The following is a 22694-nucleotide window of genomic DNA, read 5'->3' as shown; positions in this document are numbered from 1 at the left end:
CGCGGCTTTTTCCTTTTTCGCCGCCGCAACTTTTTTGTCGGCAGCGACCGAACGGTCAGAACCGGCCTTCAAGCCGCTTTCATCGGAATATCCCAGCCTGCTCACGACCGGAAGAAGGATCTGGTCATCGGTCGTGACGTATCTGGTTTCATGCTGGGAATTAAAGACCACAACCAGCACCAGGGCTGCGACTGCCGTCGGCACCAGGACCGGCATATAGCGCCAGAATGAAAACCTGGGTTTTTTCATGACCTGATCCATCACCCGGCGGTTCAGCGAGAACACAAATTCGCGCGAGGGCTCTTCGATTTCCCGGGACCGCACCAGCGAATCCTGTTTTTTCAATGCTTCCAGGAATTGCTGACAGCTGGAACAGGATTTTAGATGGTCCTCGACAAGCGCCTTATTCTTTCCATCGAGCTCGCCATCAAGATATCCGCTCAATAGTTCATGCGGAAAATCACACTTCATTTTATTGCTCCTGTGATCTTTTTACCAAATAATATCATAGTGATCATTGTATCGATCTCCTGATCAAGGAGCTAATGCCAACTCCTTGAAAATTTCCTTAAGACGCTGGCGCGCCCGCGCCAGCCGTGACATGACCGTTCCCCGCGGAATACGCAAGGTCTTGCTGATCTCATCATAAGAAAGCTCTTCCTCGACCCTCAGGACCAGGATCGTCCGGTAATCTCCAGGCAGTTTTTGCATGGCGGCAGTTATTTTCTCTTTCAACATTTTCTGCTCGGTCATCGCCACGGGATTATCCTGTTTACTTGCGAGACGGTCCTCGATCCATTCTAAGGGCTGCATTTTATTCTTTTGCTCCTTTTTAATATAGTTCAACGTATGGTTTACCGCGATCCTTGAAAGCCAGGGATAGAAAGGGCTTCCGGTTTTAAAACTCTTCATGGCACGGAAACTCCTCACGAAAACCTCTTGAACAAGGTCCTCGGTATCATCCCGGTTACCGACCATCCGGTAAACCAACCTGTAAACCTGCATTTTATAACGTTCGATTAACGGTGAGAAGGCTTCGCAGTCGCCGTTCTTCACTTTTGCTATCAAAGATTCGTCGGTATCTATAGTATTATACACAAACTCGCCTGTTTTATTCCCAATTTCTCATTGTATTGCGTAACTTTTTAACATTGAAGTAAAAAGCGCCAAAATGTTACGCGATCTCATGCCTTTTATTCGTAGGGGGTATAACCTTCAGGTAATTCAAATACCTTGTTACTTATTGGAACGACCGAGAATTTTGTCACCACGCTGGATGTTTTAACTTCCATGACCATTTCCTCGACGTTGATGGACATGGTGAATTCGATCTCAAGCGGGAAACCATTGATCTCGTTCGTCTTGTTCATGAATTCCTCAAGCGCCTTTTTATCGATCCCCACAGGCGCGGATTGCATCATGCCGCCGCCGATATCGATCAGTTTTTTATTGTACGCTTTCAGTTCATCGACACCGGGGAGGCTTTCAGCCATCCACATTGTCTGGGTGAGGTTGAAATCATTGTCGCCGCCGTTAAGTTTCAGGCTGACATTTATCTTCTTGCAGTTATGATCGAGGATCTTTTTGGTTTCATCGGTGAATTCGATATTCACGTCCGGTTTGATCAGCGTGGAATCAGGTTTGACCGCTGCAGTATCGTCAGCCGTATAGATCAGGCTCGTTTCCATATATTTTTTATTGGCATCATCTATGGTCCACATGATGGATTTGTCCAGGCGCATGATATAGGCGCTGGCAAGTTCGCCCATGGTAGTTGAAGTGCTTTTAACTTCGGTGCGTGATCTATCGCCTTTAATAAAGATCCTCATGAAAGTTTCACTGTCACCCATACCCATCATCCCGGTTGTTTTGGTCGTCATTTCATACATAATATCGGCATGCAGCAAAATAACTAAAAAAAGTAACATTATTATGCTCTTAAGTCTCATTTATACTCCTTTGCTGAATTATACACGGATTTTAAAGCCAAGTCAATTGACTTTCAGGTAGACATCCACGGATCTGACCCACGCGCTCCCGAACAGCCCGATCCCGCCGCTTACGCCGCACTGCGGGGGATCGTCGCTGTCATAGAAATAGTGATAATTGTAATAGTTTGAATCGTAACCGATGACCATAAACGTAAATAGTGTGGTTGTATCAAACTGTTGGACAAAATCGGAAAAAACAAAAACAGGAAAACCAATTATTGAATCATTTTCAAAATTTGGAAAATAGTAGTAAAATCCTCGTTCATATTCTTCGACCCAACATTCGATTTGGTAATCTTCAATGCCTTTGCCAACAGTGAAAAGCAATGTATCCAGCAAAGTCATTGTATCCCCGGACAAGGGATAGATAATCTGATAGTCATCAGGGACCGTCGTCTGTCCATAGACCGTATCATACCCGTCCGCCGCGATCATTAGATTATACGTATCTCCGGCATTCACCGGTACAGTATCGATCCAAAAGAAACCACCATAGCCGGCATATTGTCCAATGAATGTATCGGAATAATCGTTGTTAAAAAGCATGACTATAGCGCTGTCCATCTCTGAATTTGCCGGTTCATCCATGTTATACGTTCGATTAACCGTCAGTTCGATGTGATCTGCTTCGTTCCTGACCACGCCCGTGATGTTCAGCATGTTTTCGAAATTTTCATCGGCCTGATGCCCGCAACTGATCATGATCGCGGTCATCATGAATATTGCCATGGCATTGTATTTTATCGTCGGCATCTTCATTTATCAGAACTTGAAACTAAAACCTACGGACGGGATCGGCACGGGCAGGATCGAATATCCTTTCTTCCTCGGTATATCCAGGTACTGGTCGGTCTGTTCGTCGTAATATTCCCAGTCAAAGAACAAGACGTTCTTCTGCGCGTAAACGTTGATGACGTCGATGTACCACTGCCCGGTCAATCCAAAGAATCTCACATTTTTCTCGTAATGTGCATCCAGTCGGTGCGACATCGGCAGCCGAAAGGCATCGCGCCTTCCTTTTATATATCGCCATTCCCATTCTCTATGAGGAAATTCATCATTGGGAGAATAGTACCAATAATGATAGCGCGCGATATCATCTGCATACGGCAGGCCGGAACTGATGTTCCATCGTAAACTGATGGTGCCGCCCCGGAAAAAAGGCACGATACGAGGGACCTGGGATCCAATGACCGTATTGACCGAATGCCGCCGGTCATACCTCGGGAAGTACGACTCATTATCGACCGTCCTTCTGGTCCAGCCCAGAGAGTAGCTGATCCACCCTGATAACATGCCGATACTCTTTTTTAAAAACACATCGACACCAAGAGCATACCCGTTACCCACACGCAAGCTCTCTGCCGGCATGCTGAAAAAAACATCGTCTTCCGACGGGATCAGGAGGTTATAATATTTTTTGCCGTAACACTCGACCGTAAACTTGGTCTGCTTATCGAACCATTGTTCGATCCCGGTAATTGCATGAACGCTGAAAGGCGGGTCGTGCGTTGCGTCGACCGGCTGCCAGAAATCAAACAGCGAAAAATAGGATTCCTGGGTGTTCACCGTGACCAGGAACTGGCTGTATTTCCCGACCGCCAGGTTGAACGCTGTGTTCTCGCCATAACGGTATTTCACGCCGATCCTTGGATCAAAGCATAACCGGCGACCTTTATCGTAATATATGAACCGTACCCCGGGTTGAACGAACAAGAGCGGCGGCACCCATTCTATCTTATCCTGGACGTATGCGGCGATCAGGTTCGATTTCTCCGAAGGCCAGGTGAACAGCCCTTCTTCGACCTCCCAGTAATGATCGATCTTTAAGTTTTCCGCCTGTAAACCAAAACCCAGTGTGTTCCGGTCGTTCATCAGGAATGTGAAATCGCCCTTCCCGTTATAACTGATCAGTTCCTCGAACAAATGCATGTTATTGGTGGTATCGGCGTAGTCGGTGTACCGGAAATGCGTGAAGAAATTGCTCCACACGCCGATGAACTCCCCGTATAGTTTTGGCGTCAGGACCTTACGATAACGCAGCGAAGCGCCGCGGTTACCCCAGCTCAGATCGATCTTTTCGGAAGTGTCGAATTCCTCTTCAAGACCCAGGACATCGGCTCCGCCGAACCCGGTCAGCGTGAACCGGTCTTCGTTCGAGAGGTTGAAGTTAAGCTTGCCGACGCCGTCGTAAAAATAATACGGCAACGAAACGTCTTTACTGAACAACTTATCATACGCCCAGACAATGGCGTCAAAGTATGTCCTTCGACCGCTGAGCAAGATCGACCCTTTTGGGATTGGTCCTTCGACCATGATTTTGGAGGTAACAAGCCCCATACTGGCCTCACCAGTATATTCTTTTGAATTGCCTTCCTTGGTCTCGATATCAAGGACCGCGGAAAGTCGGTCGCCGTACTGCGCCGGGAATCCGCCCGCGTAGAGCTCGGCTTCGCTCACGGCGTCAGGATTGAACGTGGAAAAAAGTCCGCCCAAGTGCGTCGACGGGTTATAGACGATTATCCCGTCTAAAAGAACCAGGTTCTCGTCCGGACTGCCGCCGCGCACGTACATCTTGTTGGAAAGATCGTGCATCGTCACCACGCCAGGCATCAGCTGTATGACCTTTATCAAATCGGATTCGAACATCATCGGGACCGACTTTATCTCACGCTTGGTAAATGTTACGTGGCTGACCTCGACGTCTTTTTCGAACCGGTCGCGTTCCGCGGTCGCGGTCACGCCCTGGACCTGGATCGTCGTGGGCACGAGTTCGGCATTGATCGTGATGACATCACCGGGATTAACAGTAATATCGTGATGATCCGTCTCGTAACCGAGATAGGATATGATCAGCCGGCATGATCCCGCAGGCACGGCCGGTATGTAGTAGTAACCCTTTTCATCGGTGCTGGTGCCGATACTCGTATTCTCAATGTATACGTTGGCATAGGACAATTTCTCGCCGTTCGACGCGTCCTTGACAAACCCCTTGATACTGCCGTGATCAGCGGCAATGAGCAAGGTGAAAACCAAACCTGCCAATAAAACAGCGACGGCGGATTTCGCGCTGTCAGCGCATTTCATATCGAACACCAGCGGCATCAGTAAGCGACGATCTTTCGGACAAAATTATCGATCTGAACGAAATATACGCCGCTTGCCTTTGCGGTCCAGTTTATCTCGCGTTTCGCTGTTGAATAAACCCTCTGCCCTGTCAGGTTGAATACTGAAATGTTCCTGCCGGGCTCGGGGTTTGTGAATAAAAACGACCGGGCTGTGACCCTCCTGACATATGCGCTCTCAATATCATTTTGTGCCGCTTCTTCCTCAATGTCGGTGACCCGTAAGGTTATAACCTTGGAACACTCCACGCTGTCGCCAACATTGTCTTTCAGCACGAGCCGGAGTTCGTAGTTTCCCGGTGCCAGGCCCACGGTGTTCCAGTTTTCCAGGGTGGAACGCCTTACCTCCACGGTATTGGAATCGCCGAACGGGATCCATGCCGAATCGCCGACCAGGCGGAATGACATCCGGTAAAACCCGAAATCCACGGGTTGGTTAGGACCGCGGTCGACCCACGCCGAGCCCTGAACCGCAACCGTATCGTCGGTGGCCGCGTTGGCGGGTCCGCTGACTGCCGCGACGAACACGATCCCGGTATCAGATACCACCGGGTCATCCGGGAACTGCGTGTTGATAATTATCATGATCGACGCGTTGGTCACCCAAATGTTCCCATAGGGCATCGCGCAGTAACCGACCACGCACATGCCACGGTTCTTGGTGATGATATCAGCGAAGATACTGGAAAAACCCGTCAATAAAAATGCGTTGGTCGACGCTTCGAGGTGCCCGCCCGAACCGTCGCAATAAGCGTTCATGATCGTCACATAGGAATTGCCGTATGCGCAGAGCTCGCCGAAGATCGAATTGGTAAGTGTCACATTCACGCTATCGTCCGGATAGAGATTCCAGGTCTGCACCGAAGAATTGATCAAATGATAGTTCCGGTCATTAACCGGCAGAGTATAATCATCGTAGTGTAAGCCGTTGACCAAGCCGCTGATCGCGAAAGTATCGATGCCCTCAAGCATGATCCCGGTCACCCTGAGCATTGAACTGTCGATGGTCACGTCCGAACCCCGCAACGGTATTGCTGCCCACATGCAGTTCGTGCAACTGTCCAGTTCAACGTGGTAGCCGATGCCGTGCACGTTGCTCAGGGTGGAATCAACGTAAAAGTTCAGTACCGTATCGCCCGGCGGGAACGCCAGCTGGACAACGGACAAACTGGGGAAAAAGAACCAGGACAGGAAATTGTTAACGCGACGGAATGACGCGTAGCACTGGTCGCCGTACAGCCATTCACCCGTGATATCAACGTCGTCGAGATCGGCTTTGCCGTTATTGGATACGACCGCCGTGATCCAGTCGTAATTATGCACATTGCTCATTACGATCTCGCCCCAGTACCCGATCCAGACCCCCATCGGATAGCCGCTGAAATGAGTTTCGCAGTCATAGATCGCGCATTTCGCGGAATCGCCGATGTTCAGACCCCGGTGATATATGTAATGCTGGATAAAACTTAGCGTGCTGGAATCCGCCCGCATCACGCCGTGGTTCATGATATAAATAGTGCCGTCCAGGTTGAAGTCTGCCTGGTCCAGCAACAGGACGCCGTCGCCGATAATGAGGATATTGCCGTTATTGTAGAAATAGCCGCTGATCAGCAGGGTCTCGCCCGGCACGTCGCCGACGACAATGTCAGCGCGGCCGTCAAATTCCATACTCATGCCCTGGTTGAACAGATCGAGTGCATTGACCGTTATTGTACTGCCGCGGTCTTGTTTGGCCAGTATATTTATTTCGTTTTGCTGGTTATAAATATTATTACAGGTTCTCAGTGTTTCCAGTACTTGGTCCACTTTTACCTGGTCAAAACCAAAACCACTGTTTAACAATAAGGTTATTAAAATCCACATAATACCTCCCTGCAACTTATTTTATCCACTATGCACGTATATTTCAAGTGGATTGGAACTTACTTCATTTCCTTCCTGATAACCTGATATTCTGACTTCATTAACAAGGCTAAAGCCTTGCCCTACTAATAAATGGTGCCCCGTGGGATCCCCTTCCCTCTGATGCGCTGACTTCATTAAAGAAAAATCTGGCATAAATGGTGTCCCGTGGGATGTCCTGATACGCTTATTTCTATATCATTAGCCTTTTGACGACCATCGTCGCGTACGATCCCGACGGCAGGCTGAACTCGAGTTTGATCTTTTTCTTGCCTGGATACCGGTCGTCAGGCTGTTCCGGCTCGATATTCAAGTCCCCGGGGAAGACCAGCACCTTTCTCATGAACGGCTTAAAACGTACCCCCCTGAACCTCATTTTGCGCAGAGCGAACTTCTTGAGCTCGATCCCCTCTTCTGCCAGGACTTCCTTTACTTTATCGCCGGGACTACCTGCGAGTTTTGTCTTTTCGTTGACCATAGGCAGTTCCACTTCCCGCAGCGATCCGATGTCCTTCAACTCCCCGTAAAATAAAAAAGTACCGACGCTGTACGCAACTTCCCGCGTGCCCGAAGATCCATCGCGGATCAGCAAGTACAATGCCTGGTTGAAAATGTACGACTGGTAGGCAAGCAGGTACAGCTTCAGCAGCTCCCGGTCGATGCATTTGATCGCTTCCCTATAGTCCTTAGGATGGGAAAGCAGAAAATTCATTATTCCCCGGTATTCACGCGGTGCCTGCTCCGCGCACCGCTCCCATACCCCCCAGGAATCAAGACAACATTTCTTAAAACGTTTGATCGCCGCGCCGTCTTCCTTGTAGGGATAACAAAGCAGCAGCTTGAGTGCGCCCTTGTAGTGCTCCTGGACCAGTTTTTTCGCAAAGAAACCCTGATGATGCCGGGCTGAACCGAATCGTTGTTCGTCGAAATAATTGGGAATGCCCCAAGTCTTTACCAGCGCGCAGTTATCTGCGGCCTTTACTGATTCATGATCGTTGAGGTCGCGCAATACAATGGTGAACTTGTTGGCGACGAGCTTCGCCGGGCTCACCGGCTCCATGGCATAGCCGACCGGCGTCAGCGAGAAGTTATTGTCGGCGATTATGCCGGGGAATTTTCCCTTGAATGAAAGGTACTGGGTTGACAGTGAATACCGGTCTTTCAAGCCCGCCCGTTCGAACCTATTTCTTGCCACGGATAGACGACGCGCCGCGTAATCGATCACATCGAGAGTGTTCCAGTACTGCTTGCGCAGCTTGATGATAGTGTAAGGACCTTGCTGGGATAAAGGCAGGTCGATGACCTCTTCAACGATAAAATCTTCTGGGCAGACTTTGAGTTTCATTGTGTAAGGCCAGGCAGTTACGACAGCTCGAAAATTTCCTTGATTTCCTTTTCGGTCACCGGGCCCACGGCTGTTGCCGTGTATTTATCCGGCTGGAGGTAATTCTGCGCCAATGCCATTATCTCTTCGCGGCTCACGCCTTTGATCTTGCTGATCAGTTCATCGATCTCAGTGATCTTGCCCAGCTGCAGGAGCTCGCGCCCCAGCCGCATCATGCGGTTAGTTGAGCTTTCCATGCTGAGCAGGGTATTGCCGGTAATATAAGTCTTGGCGATCTCGAGCTCTTCATCCGTGAAACCGTTCTGCGTGATCTCATTGAATATGGTGTGTATCCGCTGGCTGGCCTTTGCCGCGTTCTTCTTGTCGCAGACCAGGTAATAGCCGAAAACACCGCAGTCACCGTAAAAGTCAACGAACGAGTGGACATCGTAAACCAGGCCATCCTTTTCCCGTAAACCCTGAAAAAGCCGGGACGACATGCCGCCGCCGAACAACGTTGATAATAATAATACCGCGTGCCGTTGCGGTGAAGCGTAGGAAATAGAAGGCATTGCGAATGCAAGGTGGACCTGCGTTATTTCCTTTTTGGTCTGGACGGTAAGGCGTTTTGGCTGACCTGAGGGCGGTGTCCTCTCGGGCTGCGCGCCGATTTGATTGGTGAATTTACTGCGCACCAAAGCGGTTATGGCATCATGATCGAACTTGCCGCTGACTGCGATGACCATTTTCCGCGTTAGCAGTTCATGGTAAAACCGGCGGGCTTTATTAACATCGATCCCGGATACTGATTCCTGGGTGCCGGCAATGGGCAGTCCCATCGGGTGTCCGGGAAACAAGTTGTCGAACAGCAGGTCGAAGATATACTCGGACGGATCGTCCACATCGGATTTGATCTCTTCCAGGATTACGGCTTTTTCCTTGGCAATATCAGTTTCATCCACCTTGGATTGAAGCAGCATCTCGGCGATCAGGCCGAAAACGCTCTCCAGGTGTTCGGACAGAAATTTGGTGATGATGATCAGGCTTTCCTTGGTGGTAAAAGCGTCGAACGAACCGCCCAGGCCTTCAATGAATTTCACGATATCCAGCGATGATTTGCCGGTCGTGCCCTTGAACAGCATGTGTTCGGTGAAGTGGGTAATGCCGTTGTCTTCTAAACTTTCGTCGCGGGAGCCGCAGTTTATGAAAAGTCCGAGCGAAAACGAATAATAATGGGGGATCTTTTCTGCGACGATGCTGATGCCGGGGACTATTTCCTGCAGAGTGACGTTATTCTTTACGGATGAGATTTATCCTCCCCTGGTCGTCGATCTCGTAGACCTTGACGACAATCTCATCTCCCACTTTTACGACGTCCTCTACTTTCTTGACGCGCTGCCGCGACAGCTTGGATATGTGCACCAGTCCTTCTTTGCCGGGCAGGATCTCCACGAAAGCCCCGAAATTCATGATCCGCGTGACCTTCCCGGTATACGTCTTGCCTATTTCGGCTTCCGCCACGATCCCCTGGACCGCGCTCAGAGCCTTTTCCACGTTGTGAGTATCGACGCCGGCGATCGTGACCTTGCCGTCATCGTCGATATCGATCGTGACCGTATAGTCCGCGCACAGTTTCCTTATGACCTTACCGCCCGGTCCGATGACCTCGCCGATCTTGGCTTTAGGTACAATGAAAGCGACGATCTTCGGCGCGTACTTTGACAATTCGGTATGCGCAACGCTGATCGTGCTGTTCATGATATTGAGGATGTGCTCGCGCACCGCTTTCGCCTTTGCCATGCCCTTTTCGAGCAGGTCAACGCTGACGCCCTGAATTTTCAGGTCCAGCTGAACCGCGGTGATGCCGTCCTTCGTGCCCGCAACCTTGAAATCCATGTCGCCGTAGTGGTCCTCGTCGCCGATGATGTCACTGAGCAATTCATACTTCTCCCCTTCTTTGACCAATCCGATAGAGATGCCGGCGACCGCGGCCTTGATCGGCACGCCCGCGTCCATGAGTGCCAACGAAGCGCTGCACACGCTTGCCATCGATGATGAACCGTTGGATTCAAGGATATTGGAAACGACCCTGATCGTGTAGGGGAACTTCTCATCTTTGGGCAGCACCGGCATGATCGCCCGTTCGGCTAGCGCGCCGTGCCCTATTTCCCGGCGGCCTGGCCCGCGCATCGGCCTGACCTCGCCCACGGAAAAGGGCGGGAAATTATAATGCAGCATGAATGATTTCGAACTATCGCCGTAGATCACGTCCACGATCTGCTCATCGCTCGCGGTGCCCAAGGTCGTGGCGGCGAGGCTCTGGGTCTGCCCCCGCGTGAATAAAGCCGAACCATGGGTACGGGGCAGGATGCCGATCTCGCACGAGACATTCCTGACGTCGTCGAGGCCACGGCCGTCAAAACGTTTTTTCTCCGCCAGCACCATCGACCTCATTTTCGCTTCAATGATCTCATCGACCACCCCGCTGACCTTTATCTCGATGTTCTCATCGCGCTCCGCTAATTTTTCCGCGACGGTCTTGATCAATTGATACTTTGCCTCTTCCCGGGCGGTTTTTTCCTTGAAATGGAATAACTGTTGGACCTCATCGCCCAGCGCGGCGCGGATGTCAGCGGCCAGCGCTTCTTCTACGAAGGGTTCAATGGTCTCGATCTTTTTCTTACCGATCGCGTCCCTGATCTTTTCCTCCATCTCGATGATCCGCGCCAGCTCTGGCTGGGCGAACCGCAGGGCTCCGGCGATATCCTGCTCTGAAACTTCGGAGGCACCGCCTTCGATCATCACGATCGAATCCCGGGTACCGGCAACGACCAGGTTCAAACGGCATTCTACCTGCTGGGTGAGCGACGGGTTGATGATTAAAGACCCGTCCTGTTTCATACCGACACGCACTCCCGCTAGGGGGGTCGTGAACGGGATCTCGGATAACAGGAGCGCGGTCGTGGCGCCGATGATCCCCAGCGTGTCAGCGTAGTGTTCAACGTCGCTGGACAACACATAGGCGATGATCTGCACTTCATTCCTGAAACCTTTTGGGAACAAAGTACGGATCGGACGGTCGATCAGCCGGGACGACAATATTTCGCCATCCGATGGCCTGGTCTCGCGTTTGATAAAACCACCAGGAATTTTGCCCGCGGCAAAAGCCATTTCGCGATATTCAATGGTCAGCGGCAGGAAATCCGTGCTTTTATCCGGCTCGGGCCGGTAATTGACGCACACTAGAATAATTGTCTCACCATAGGAGACCACGACCGAACCGGCTGACTGCTTTGCCAGCCGCCCGCTTTCCAAGCGCAGGATCTTTTCACCGACTTGAAGGTCTACGGAAAACACATTACCTTCTTAAACCCATGGAATCAACGATCTTGGTATACCGGGCACGATCTTTTCTCATCAAATAATTTAGATGTCGACGACGGTCATTGACCATCTTTATCAACCCCTGGCGCGAATGGCGGTCCTTGGGGAACTGCTTAAGATGCTCGGTCAAAATCTTAATACGTTCACTGAGAATGGCGATTTGCACTTCAGGTGACCCGGTATCGCTTTCGTGCTGTTTAAAAGAACCGATCAGTTCCGTTTTCTTTGTTTTTTCTAATGGCATTTGGTATTTCTCCTTTCATAAAACCACTAATCTTTCTATTTACGAATTATCCGAATGATACCGTATTCCACGAATTAGCCGTCAAGAGTCATATTCGATTCATTTGTTGTCATTCGTAATATTCGCATACTAACGTCAGAAACGGTCAGTTAAGTATTGTATAGTATGCACACTTTTGACAAAAAGTCAAGAGGGTAAATCTGGCTGGCTGCGGTCAAATACTAAGTTGTGCTCTTCAGAATCTTTACCAGATAGTCATACTCAATATTTACCGGTGAACGAAGCCTTAAATTACCCAGTGTCGTCACTTTAAGCGTATAAGGGATCAGGGAAACGGTAAAAATGTTCTGTGATTTCGAGCCAATTGTTAAACTCACGCCATCGATAGAGATGGAACCCTTGGATATCACGTACCCGGCGTTCCTGGGATTGACCTGAAAATGGTACACATTACCGCTGATCCTGATCAACCGTCCGGTTTCGTCAATATGCCCGAGCATGATGTGTCCACCGATACGTCCTTCCATGGTGAGTGCTCGCTCCAGGTTCACAACGTCACTGGTTTTCCAGCGGGACAGAGTCGTGATATCCTGTGTCTGGACCATCGCCTGGACAATGAATCCTTTTTTCCGTACGCTAACTATGGTCAGACATACGCCCTGGACCGCGATACTGTCGCCAGGACTGACCTTCAGCGATGACTGGATATCGATATTGACTGTATTGCCACCGGTCTTTGACAGCGCGCGGATTATCCCCTTGTCTTCAATTATTCCTGTAAACATGATATAAAAGATCCTCCCCGGTTTGAATCGCCTGAACATCAGACAGATTCACGATATGAGATATTTCCTCGAACATGTTAGCGCCGTCTCCACCGCTTACCGGCGCCACGAAAACGTACAGTTCATCGAACATCTTCTTGCCCAGTATTTCAGAAAAAACCAATCCCCCGCCTTCCACCATGATGGAGCCGATCTCAAGTTCCGCGAGTTTCTTGAAAACCGTATCCAGCAGGAAATAATCTGCCGGCATGACAATGAACTCCACGCCCTGGCTGGCCAGGTCTTTCATCCTTGACTGGTCGCTATTAACACCGGTGACGATGATCCGCCGAGCGTCTGGTTCGAAAAAATGCGCATCCGGTGCAATGCGAAGCCGCGGGTCAAGAACGACACGCGCCGGATTAGACCTTCCGACCAGCCGGTCCGTCAGGAACGGGTCATCACGATGGACCGTATTGATCCCGACCATGATCGCGTCAACCTGACTGCGCAGGGAATGCACGAACCTGAGGGCGGGTTCGGACGTGATGTATTTTTTAGGAAAATTCGAGATCCGGCCTTCGCGGCTGGTGGCGATCTTCAAAATAATGTATGGCATCTTTTGTGTTATATATTTGACGTACCAGCGGTTGACATTCATTGATGCCTGTTCCATGACCGGTATGTCCACTCGGATCCCGGCCTGCCTCAGGCATTCTGCGCCGCCGCCATTGACCGAAGGGTTGGGGTCGATCATGCCGATCACGACCCGGGCAATTCCGGTCTTTTTGATCAGGTCAACACAGGGCGGCGTTCGACCGCAGATGCAGCATGGTTCAAGGTTTACGTAGAGAGTACCGTCCTGGGCCCGGCTGCCTGCCTCCAGCAGGGCGACCGTCTCGGCGTGCGCTTCGCCTAATTTCCGGTGAAACCCGCGTCCCACTACTCGGAGCTGGTTCGTAACGACCGCGCCAACCAGCGGGTTCACGCCCGTACGTCCCCATCCTTTTTTCGCAAGCGCCAGCGCTTCGAGCATATACATGTCATCGAACGCGTTCTGTACAGGCGCTGGCATAGTATGGGATTATATTCCTTATGCTGGTGTAGTCAAGCGGTTATTTTTAAACCGAAAAAACAGGTCTTATTTGTATTATGGGCGGTTCAGCAGATCCTCGGCAGACCCTCGGTTTCGAGTTGTAGTAACGGCCTGGTTCCGCCAATATTCGTGTGCAGCCATACGCCGCGTGGTTGGGATACGACTTCGCCGATCATCGCCGCTTTTTTTCCAAAGACGTGCCGCTGCATTACTTTGAGCGCCAGTCCGGCATACCGCGGATCAATGAACATCAGGAATTTTCCCTCATTCGCGACATATAGCGGATCTAATCCCAGGATCTCACAGGCACCATGTACTTCCGGGCTAATCGGCAGGCAACTCTCATCGAGCTTGATGCCAAAACCTGAACCCTCAAGCGCTTCATGAAGCACGGAAACAACGCCGCCGCGAGTCGGATCGCGCATGAAATGGATATGAGGACCTGCTTTGCTGTCAAACAGGCGCTTGGTTATCAGATTGAGCGGCGCGGTGTCACTGGCCATCCTTGAGCGCAAACCCAGCTTTAGACGTGCATTCATGACCGCGATGCCGTGGTCGCCGATCGTGCCGTTGATCAAGATCTTGTCGCCTGCTTTTATTTTTTCCCTTCCCAGCGTGACTTTTACGAATCCAATCCCCGAGGTATTAATAAAAATCTTATCGGCTTTACCTTTATCGACAACCTTGGTGTCACCGCAGACCACAGCAACGCCGGCTTGTCTTGCGGTTGCGGCAGCGGATCTCAGGATCTTTTCCAGATCAACAAATGCCAGGCCTTCTTCAATGATCAAGGACAGCGAAATATAGCGTGGAACAGCGCCTTTCATCGCCAGGTCATTGACCGTGCCGCAGACCGCGAGCTTGCCAATATCACCGCCGGGAAAGAAAATAGGGTCGATCACATAAGAATCAGTCGTGAACGCTATCTTCATCCCCCGAAGCTTACCCGTACGGGTTTCATTTCGTATAAGAACCGCCGCTGAATCCTCAAGTCTCCTCAACACCGGATCGCGGAAAACCTTTAGGATCGTTTTTCTGATCAATCGACCGGTCAGGGATCCGCCCGAGCCGTGACCTAAAGTTATCTTATCATACATGCTGTCACATTATATTTATCAGCGCGTGCTAATCAAGTGGGAAACATGCGGCTCGTTGAGTTGACAACCGCATATCCTGCGATATAATATCCGATATTATGCAACAGCAGATCCGACGGTGGGAACTTATTGGAGCCATTGTGATTATCGTTCTCGGCTCGGCATTTCATTTTGTTTATGAATGGCTGGGAAACTGGCGGCCGGCCGCTCTGATCTTTGCGGTTAATGAAAGCACCTGGGAACACCTGAAACTCGCCTTCTGGCCTGCTATTTTCTGGAGCCTTATCGAACGGGTACGCTGGACAAAAACCGGGAATGGTATAGCAAATTTCTTTATTGCCAAGGCGGTCGCGCTATATATCATGCCGATCCTCATCGTAGGTATATTCTATTCCTATACCGCCATCCTTGGCGATAATTTTCTGATCCTTGATATCAGTAGTTTTATTCTTGCGGTTTGCGTCGGCCAATATTGCAGCTACCGTATTCTCTCTGCAAAACCCCTGTCAGCGACGCTGAGGCCGATCGCTATGGCAGCGATCATTATCATCACTATCTGTTTCCTGTTATTTACTTTTATGACACCCCGGTTCTTCCTTTTTCATGACCCAGTAACCGGCGGCTACGGTATTCCCGGTAATTAATCTTGTCATTGCGAGGAATCCCGCATCCTTGATTTTTAACAATAAAAAGCGGGTGACGAAGCAATCTCTGAAAAAAGGAAGAACAGCTGGGATTGCTTCCCCTCGTTTCTCGGGACTCCGGTTATTTCAATAAATACTTTTTCTTAGGTTGCGCATAAAAATCGCTCGCAATGACAGAATAAAAACTGTTTTGAACATTTGGATTTTGTATTTAGGATTTGTTTGCCCAGCACTTTATTCTATATTAACATAAAATTACATATCTAAAATCGAGCTGGAAATAGAATTAGTGAATCTCTGCCTTTATACCTATAAAGTGCTGGGTTGATATTTGGAATTTGGAATTTATATTATAGTTCCAGCTCGTACGTATCCCTCAAAAACCCGCGGGCATTGTGGTTCTCCTTGAACCTACCCAGCCCCCAGTTGGGTTCCATGTTGAGTGTGAACGTACCAAGATCGAGGTATTTGAAACCCCGGTCGCGCCCCCACTTTATCACTTCATAGAACAGGAGGTTGACCGGCCGGTATGCCTGGTATTCATTGTCATGGCTGATATAGAAGGCAAGTATGACATTCGGGTTCGCAACGAACATGACCATGCCGCCGATCATCTTCTCTTTCAAATAAGCACCGAACAATAAAATATCTTCAGGAAAAAGCTGTTTTAATTTATGAAGCTCGGCCAGAGTATGCGTGGGCTGGGCATTATGGCGCATTCCCAGGTTATGTTTTAAAATGTTGTAGTAATCGGCATAATCATTGGCGATATTGACCCGGACACCTTCACGGATCGCTTTTTTTGTCGAACGCCGTGCGTCAGCGTGGAACGTCAACAGTGGCTCAGCCGCATCCAGCGGTATTACCGCTGTTATCTCTCTCTTCCGGTACTTGAAGCCGTGCTTTATCAGGGCAAAATCAACGTACTGGTTCGGTTCCTGGCAATAGATTAATGGGGTCTGGGTCAAAATGATCTTTTTTATACCTTCTTTTCGTAAAGCAGCCACGAGAGTTTCCACCGCGAGATGGATCTCGTGCACGCCAAGTCCTGGTCTAAGCACAAACCCACCGTAGGAAGCGCCCTTGTGAGAAATGATAACCTTGTCTTTTTCTGTACTTTCCACGATCGCCGGGAACAGGGCGACGATATTGTCCTTTTCCTTGATCAGCAGGTTGTGGTTCTTAAACCGTTCTGGCGGGTGGTAACTCAAGAATTTCAGCGTATGAAAGATCGTGCCGTTGTTAGCGCTGGCCACGAAATCTTCCCAGTGTTTATGGTCTTTCTCGGTGAATTTATGGACTTCCACGATGATCTATAAAGCTTACGGCTCAATACCCAATATAACCAAAGGAACGGCCGGTACGCCACGTCCCTGCCTTATGACGTTATAAAGCTCTCCTTCATAGTAAGCGACGCCGGAACTCATTTGCGACTGCAAAGATTTCATGGGCAAAATTTCAATTCCGACATCAGTCTGATCGCGCACATAAAAGGCGAGATGCTTCACGAATAAATCATAGGCAACAAATGAATACTTGCCGAACTGAACTTCAATGGCAACTCTGTCTTTGACATAATCAGTCTGATTGTAACTGAAGATTGGTTTTTCTCCAGCCTCTTCGATTTCCCTTTTTTGCTCTTGCGTATCCATTGTCAGGGTTTTTCTGATCAGCTTTTCATCCTTTGTGACCCAATAATTAACCCTGCTTTCCTTCCATCCCGACTTCGACAACAGCTTCTTGAATTGGGCATTCATAGCAATAGGGCTGTAGAGAATTTTACCAACCATCCCTTTTTCTTTTGAGACTTTCGTCTTACACGCCTCCGCATCTACCAACCCAATTACCTTTTTCATCTCCAAGCATAAGTTCTTCTTGTGAACTTTCAAAAATTCTAATCCATTTAGATGCGAATAGGTTTGAATAATCCTCATTTAGCTGAATACCTCTGATACTTTTCCAATAGTCTCAACTGACTCTCTTTCTGCTTTCTATCCCAGGGAGCGATCCTTAAGCTGTTTCCAGCTTTTTCAGGATCGTATACGGGTTTGTTCATTGGACGGGTTCTTAGAGTACCTGCAATTTCCTGTTTTATGCGATCACAAGCAATGTCCAAATATTTTTGCACGATTTCTGCTCCTGCTCCCCTGCGTTTATGGCGTACCGCGGCAATAATTGACGTTCCCGTGCCCAAAAATGGATCAAATACCCAGTCATTTTCATTGGAAAAAGCAAGCACTAACCTCTCAATCAATTCAACGGGGAACTGGCATGGGTGTATCGTTTTCTCGATATGATTGCTTTTCACATTGGGGATAATCCAAAGATCGCCAGGATTTTTCCCAAGCGGGTTGCACGAGTATTGCCCGGCTTTTGGTCCCTTGAAGTGCTTCTTACCTGGATATTTTTGAGGGATTCGAATAGGATCGAGATTGAAAATGTAATTTTTGTTTTTTGTGAGCCAAATAATCGTTTCGTATCTACCCGAAAATCGCCGGGAACAATGTAGCCCATGTTCAAAATGCCAGATGATGCGATTACGCATTTTCAGTCCCAGATCTTTGAAGATCGGATACAATATCGTATCTAAAGGAACAATTGCGCCATCGTTAACATAATTACCTACCTGCCAACAGATGTTCCCCCGATCAGATAGCGTCCTTACGCATTCCTTAATTACTTCAGTTTGCTGTTCAAGATATGTATGCAGATTCAGCTTTTTTTCGTACTCCTTACCGATATTGTAGGGAGGAGAGGTCACCACCAACTGCAATGTGGAATCAGGGATTGTCTTAAGCAGCTCAAGACAATCGCCGGGGTAAACGATAATGCGTTCAGTTGGAGAAAATTTCTTTGAAATAGCTATATTCCGGAACATGAGACTAGTTTACTGAATACGGCATATTAGTCAAGGGATATCTGCTATGCGCAGTGCAACCTTCATGATTATTCAGGTAATTCCTTGAGTTCTAGTTCTTTCATCTCGGTATCAAGTCGTATCAGTCTATCTTTTATTAAAAGATCATTATTCTTCTTGGGATCATAGTCTGCGATAATAACCTCGTGCGGCTCGTCCCTAATTTCGGTGACATTACGTTCAATGAACTTTGTAAGAGGCTTGATAGCATCGAGCCACATTATGACATCGGCTTCGTAATTAAAGGGATCAGAATCACTAAATGCATTCCTTGTGATGTTACTGCTGCCGACGATAGCAAGAACCGGATCGTTGGAATGCCTAAGAATGAAAACCTTAGCATGCCAATGAAATTTTGCAGTGTACATTGCTCTCAAATTTACGCCAGCTGACCGTAAGCTATTACGGAAGCTCTTATATGAAGGCATCCAACAGTTGTTGTGAATTCCTATGGTTGTGAGTTCGATCGAATGATTTACAAGAACAGCACTTAAATTTTGCTCAGTGGATGCTTGATATGGGTGGTTTTTGAATAGTTCTTGGAAGAATCCAGAACAAAGCAGCGCTTTATTGCCGACGCCCAAGCTCATTGAACCGATCAAAATATCTCTGAATCTATTTACGTTGGCACGTTTACGAAAAAAGATAACCAAACCCATACTTGCAGTCGGTGATATTACTGGTTAGGGTGCATTGCGTAAAATGTTTGGCCCAAGAAGACCGATGCGTTTCCACTCTAAATGATCAATTGTCTTACGACAAAAGCAATGGAACGAGTACTTTTGATTCATGACCTGAGCTTTATCATCGTCACGCAAAAAAGCTTGCCTCATAACCCGTGATGTTAACCGAAGTTGCTTTATATATAAATACCATTTTATTCAGTCTCTATGGTCTGATGTGCCATTTGAACTTCACGGGTGGCAACCATTGTAGCGATGTTTGCCAATCTGCAGCGTTCCTGTCGCTCACGAAACTCGGCAAGGTCGGAATCTGTGGAAGATGATATATTGCTAGTTGAAGAATCTTCCTCTTGTTGATCTCGGTAAAGCAAGAAGGAATGTACGACAAGCCATATCTCATAGCGTCTGGTGAATGAAGTTGCTAAAACAATATCGCGTTTCTCAAATGCTGTCAGCTGATCAAAATATTTCGGGAAGACTTTAGAATAGTAGATAACCAACTTACCCTCTTCCATTTGCGCTGCGGAGGCAATTGAGTTGATGTCGTCAGGCCAATCGAGATCGGCCCAGAGTTGAGCATCTGGCCCTTCAACCGGTTGAATCTTGAATGGAGGTAAGGTCATCTTTCGATCTGTCGGTTTCTCTGTCGGTACTTGAATAATGATAAAACCTCGCTCGTCGGAGAGAGTTGGCATGCCTGGACGAGACAATTCAATCCGTATGGTGCCAGTCGAACCAACCTGAGAATCGGATTTGCCTTCAAAGATTGCTCGAAGACGACCTCCTTCAAGGGGAGTTGAACCACGGAAAGTTAAGCCTGTAGATGGTATAACGATATTAATGCGAGAGGCATTGGGATTGCTTGCATTGTGATAGTTGCTATTTGCATCGGTTTCAATCCTGATGTAGCGGCGTTGTTCTGGATAGAAGGGAATGGCGGCATCGTCATCCCAGACTATTCTGATGTAGGTAGGTGGCTCATGAAGCTCTATCGGTTGCGGCTTCCTATGTACTCTACCTGCACCTGCAACCTTACCTTTTCCCTCTCCTTGCGCGGAAACCGTAGAAGTGATTCCAACACCAACATCAATACCCTGTAAGCGTAAGAGCCGAGCGATTTCGGTGCGCATATGCTGCATCGCAGTTTCGTCTTCCTCTCTTGTACCAGCCTCACGTGCTTCATTGTTGAGCCTGGTGAGATCATCGTCGGATTTCAATACTCTAACAATTTCCTGATGGATGAGATCGTATACGACACCTCTCCGAGCATCTTCACGAGTGGACACAAAGAGAGCTCGTTTAGCGGCGGGCGTAAGATTATTGCAGTCAATGTGACATATGAGTCTCTGAGTCAGGAAAGTCAACTCAGCATCTTTACGAACAACAGATTGAGATAGCTCTGCGTGGTCTTGTCCATTAAGTGTAAGTATAATTGGTTTAGGGGGATTGACAAAGGCCGCAATTGGTTTTTTGTTTGCGCTCGTCGGTCGCCCAAGAACCCAGTACTCGATGCCGATACGGCCGAATTCACCAAGACTTGAGTAGAACATCCGTACTCGATGCGACAAGTCGGGCCCCTTTTGCTCAGAATCGCCTTCGTCAACAGCACCGTTAAGTGCATTTCTTGAACCCTTGATGACACGGCGGTAGCCATGTATCTCATGGTCATCAAGCCAAACGGGTAGAACTGGATCAAAGAGAGTTTGGTTCAGCAAACCATAAACACTATTCGGTCCTAGTGGAGACGGATAGCTAATTAGATCGTAGCCGAAATGTTTGACCAAAGTGCCAGCTGCGAATACGTCAAGGCTTCTGTCCGCAACAAGCACAAAGTCACCAAGTAGGGAGTAAACGTAACGCCCCGTCTTGAACTGTTCAGCAGGCAAATCTTCGTATCGTACTAAGGTAAAACCAATCTGAGAATCACAGCGCCGTGATGCAATGAGTACGAACTTGCTTGTTGCAAGTGTGCTTGAACCTCCCTGACCGTAAGCACCGGCAAGGTAGTATTTTTGCATCTTGTTGCTTTCGTTGAGACTCAGAATTGTCTTTGGCATCTCGTCTGGCGCAAGCCCGATTCCGGTGTCACGAACTTCGACTACCCTGGAAGACCTCCCATCTCCTACTTTCAACCTGATGGCAATTCGGTGTGCGATACTGCGTCGCTGAGCTGGTGTCATTTCGCACAGCCCACCTTCGGGTACGTTGAGCCAAGCGGTTGCAGCTTCTTTTGGCGTTCGGCAGTCAGGAATACCATTGTGCTTTTTGTGTTCGTCCTCAATAATAGCATCAATTCCGTTGGTGAGACGTTCAACTAAGGATCGCCCGGGGTCAGCCGAAGCTTCAATTGTTCCACGGTTATTATCCCGACCGCCAAAAGGAACCCATCTAACTTGAGGATTTGCACTCTCAAACTGTGCAAGGACTACTTCGAGGTTAGCAAGCGTATCAGCTTGGATTAAAAGGTCAAAGAACTGCGATTGCGTCATTTATTTCCCGCCTCTCAGTTGTAAGGCTGAAAACCGACCACGGGATCCTTGAATGTAATTATTGTCTGCTTCAATCGCAATCCAACGACGCTTGAGTCGTTCGGCCGCTGCGCCAGTTGTATTGCTGCCACCGAAAGGATCGAGAACAAGATTCTGTGGGGTAGTAAGAAACTTGATGAAAAATTCTGGCAGAGCGACGGGCATTCTTGCCGGATGCGGTTGAAGATTATTAGAGCGGCAGTAACGCAGATATTCGTCACTTGAAGCCGTGTTGGAGAGTGTGATAACATTCGATGGGATTGCACCTTTGTTGTTTGTGAGAAATGATTTTTCACCGATATGATGCTCTGAAGGACGTGAGCCTGCGTTGTACTTTTTGGTCTTGAGTAGTCGCAACATTGAATCGCTGTATGGTTTGAGAATGCGTCGATTGTCGGCTTTCGGTCGTTCATTTGGTGACATCCACCAAACAAAAGTGAAAGAATCCTTGACCCGAATTCGTTCGACGTTTACCCATTGTGCGGGGCTGGGAAGTCGAGCGGGGTTGTAGACTATAAATTGCTGGCAAAGATTAAATTGGCCCGCTTCAAGAAAGGCGAGTAATGAACGTAAAGCAAGTGGAGACATAATAGGTTTACCCGGTTCCCATGCGTTGCCAAGTTCAAGAACAATTGAACCATCTTTCTTAAGGAGTTTGCGGAAAGTCTGAGCGAAGTTAGCTAGCCAATGAATGTACGCCTCACCTTGAAGATTGCCATACTTCTTTTTTCTATTGAGTGGAAAAGGTGGAGAAGTAAGAATAAGCTGCACCTTCCCTTTGTATTTTGCAAAGGTAAGAGAGGTCAATGCGTTCTCTGCGTTTCCTTGGTACATAGTACCTCGGGTTGTCTTATAAGCTTCACGAATAGAAATCATGGCGGATAGAGAGGTTGTCGCTTGTATCTTTGAATCCCTAGGCTTAGGTGCAATTTGAAGATGATGAATCATTTCTTCCCATGTAATTCAGTAAACAAAACAATTTTGGCTAACGACCG

Annotated in this window: 20 protein-coding genes; 1 reads left to right on the top strand and 19 read right to left on the bottom strand. The window is 48.5% G+C overall.

Translation table 11 applies throughout. The annotated features are described in order from the left end of the window. From VF399_04030 to hypE, 13 genes are all read right to left on the bottom strand, one after another. A partial coding sequence (locus VF399_04030) for an anti-sigma factor (GenBank protein ID HEX7319511.1) occupies positions 1 to 471 on the bottom strand: 471 nt, incomplete at its 3' end. 63 nt (positions 472 to 534) lie between these two features. After that, complete coding sequence (locus VF399_04025) at positions 535 to 1098, bottom strand: sigma-70 family RNA polymerase sigma factor (protein HEX7319510.1); 564 nt, start codon at positions 1096 to 1098, stop codon at positions 535 to 537. A gap of 95 nt (positions 1099 to 1193) precedes the next feature. Further along, positions 1194 to 1949 (bottom strand): DUF4412 domain-containing protein, encoded by a 756-nt coding sequence (locus VF399_04020; protein ID HEX7319509.1) that lies wholly within the window; start codon positions 1947 to 1949, stop codon positions 1194 to 1196. Between the two features lie 42 nt (positions 1950 to 1991). After that, positions 1992 to 2744, bottom strand: a complete 753-nt coding sequence (locus VF399_04015; protein ID HEX7319508.1) for a DUF4249 family protein — start codon at positions 2742 to 2744, stop codon at positions 1992 to 1994. Positions 2745 to 2753: 9 nt separating this feature from the next. Then, on the bottom strand, positions 2754 to 5096 hold the full coding sequence (locus tag VF399_04010; protein HEX7319507.1) for a carboxypeptidase-like regulatory domain-containing protein: 2343 nt from the start codon (positions 5094 to 5096) through the stop codon (positions 2754 to 2756). After that, entirely contained in the window at positions 5096 to 6979 is a 1884-nt protein-coding gene (locus tag VF399_04005) for a hypothetical protein (GenBank protein HEX7319506.1), read from the bottom strand. The genes VF399_04010 and VF399_04005 overlap by 1 nt, the downstream gene beginning before the upstream one ends. A 232-nt stretch (positions 6980 to 7211) precedes the next feature. Further along, complete coding sequence (gene truD, locus VF399_04000; GenBank protein ID HEX7319505.1) at positions 7212 to 8363, bottom strand: tRNA pseudouridine(13) synthase TruD; 1152 nt, start codon at positions 8361 to 8363, stop codon at positions 7212 to 7214. A gap of 17 nt (positions 8364 to 8380) precedes the next feature. Next, positions 8381 to 9583 carry a pitrilysin family protein gene (locus VF399_03995; GenBank protein HEX7319504.1) on the bottom strand — a complete coding sequence of 401 codons (1203 nt, stop codon included), beginning with the start codon at positions 9581 to 9583 and terminating at the stop codon, positions 8381 to 8383. A gap of 49 nt (positions 9584 to 9632) precedes the next feature. Further along, the gene (locus tag VF399_03990; GenBank protein HEX7319503.1) at positions 9633 to 11699 is read right to left on the bottom strand and encodes a polyribonucleotide nucleotidyltransferase; all 2067 of its coding nucleotides are present in this window, start codon (positions 11697 to 11699) and stop codon (positions 9633 to 9635) included. A gap of 1 nt (position 11700) precedes the next feature. After that, positions 11701 to 11970, bottom strand: a complete 270-nt coding sequence (gene rpsO / locus VF399_03985; GenBank protein HEX7319502.1) for a 30S ribosomal protein S15 — start codon at positions 11968 to 11970, stop codon at positions 11701 to 11703. A 221-nt stretch (positions 11971 to 12191) separates the two neighbouring features. Continuing rightward, positions 12192 to 12755 carry a riboflavin synthase gene (locus tag VF399_03980; protein ID HEX7319501.1) on the bottom strand — a complete coding sequence of 188 codons (564 nt, stop codon included), beginning with the start codon at positions 12753 to 12755 and terminating at the stop codon, positions 12192 to 12194. Next, positions 12736 to 13809, bottom strand: coding sequence for a bifunctional diaminohydroxyphosphoribosylaminopyrimidine deaminase/5-amino-6-(5-phosphoribosylamino)uracil reductase RibD (ribD, locus tag VF399_03975; GenBank protein HEX7319500.1), 1074 nt, complete (start codon positions 13807 to 13809; stop codon positions 12736 to 12738). The genes VF399_03980 and ribD overlap by 20 nt, the downstream gene beginning before the upstream one ends. An 86-nt stretch (positions 13810 to 13895) precedes the next feature. Further along, on the bottom strand, positions 13896 to 14927 hold the full coding sequence (gene hypE / locus VF399_03970) for a hydrogenase expression/formation protein HypE (protein HEX7319499.1): 1032 nt from the start codon (positions 14925 to 14927) through the stop codon (positions 13896 to 13898). Between the two features lie 98 nt (positions 14928 to 15025). Between hypE and VF399_03965 the strand changes: the two genes are divergently transcribed. Continuing rightward, on the top strand, positions 15026 to 15571 hold the full coding sequence (locus VF399_03965) for a DUF6512 family protein (protein ID HEX7319498.1): 546 nt from the start codon (positions 15026 to 15028) through the stop codon (positions 15569 to 15571). Positions 15572 to 15921: 350 nt separating this feature from the next. On the opposite strand, the gene VF399_03960 is transcribed toward VF399_03965, so the two are convergent. From VF399_03960 to VF399_03935, 6 genes are all read right to left on the bottom strand, one after another. After that, positions 15922 to 16878 carry a GNAT family N-acetyltransferase gene (locus VF399_03960; GenBank protein HEX7319497.1) on the bottom strand — a complete coding sequence of 319 codons (957 nt, stop codon included), beginning with the start codon at positions 16876 to 16878 and terminating at the stop codon, positions 15922 to 15924. 15 nt (positions 16879 to 16893) lie between these two features. Continuing rightward, a complete protein-coding gene (locus VF399_03955) occupies positions 16894 to 17505 on the bottom strand; it encodes a BglII/BstYI family type II restriction endonuclease (protein HEX7319496.1) in 612 nt (203 codons plus the stop codon). After that, a complete protein-coding gene (locus tag VF399_03950; GenBank protein HEX7319495.1) occupies positions 17502 to 18449 on the bottom strand; it encodes a site-specific DNA-methyltransferase in 948 nt (315 codons plus the stop codon). Before VF399_03950 ends, VF399_03955 begins: the two co-directional genes overlap by 4 nt. A gap of 68 nt (positions 18450 to 18517) precedes the next feature. Beyond that, a complete protein-coding gene (locus VF399_03945; GenBank protein HEX7319494.1) occupies positions 18518 to 19147 on the bottom strand; it encodes a phospholipase D-like domain-containing protein in 630 nt (209 codons plus the stop codon). Between the two features lie 218 nt (positions 19148 to 19365). After that, positions 19366 to 21660 carry a hypothetical protein gene (locus VF399_03940; GenBank protein HEX7319493.1) on the bottom strand — a complete coding sequence of 765 codons (2295 nt, stop codon included), beginning with the start codon at positions 21658 to 21660 and terminating at the stop codon, positions 19366 to 19368. Beyond that, positions 21661 to 22647, bottom strand: a complete 987-nt coding sequence (locus VF399_03935) for a site-specific DNA-methyltransferase (GenBank protein HEX7319492.1) — start codon at positions 22645 to 22647, stop codon at positions 21661 to 21663. Positions 22648 to 22694 lie beyond the last annotated feature (47 nt).

This window comes from bacterium, assembly GCA_036382775.1.
Taxonomy (GTDB): domain Bacteria; phylum Hydrothermota; class Tepidihabitantia; order SM23-42; family JAOAFX01; genus DASVHD01.
This window is presented reverse-complemented; position numbering and strand designations above follow the sequence as displayed.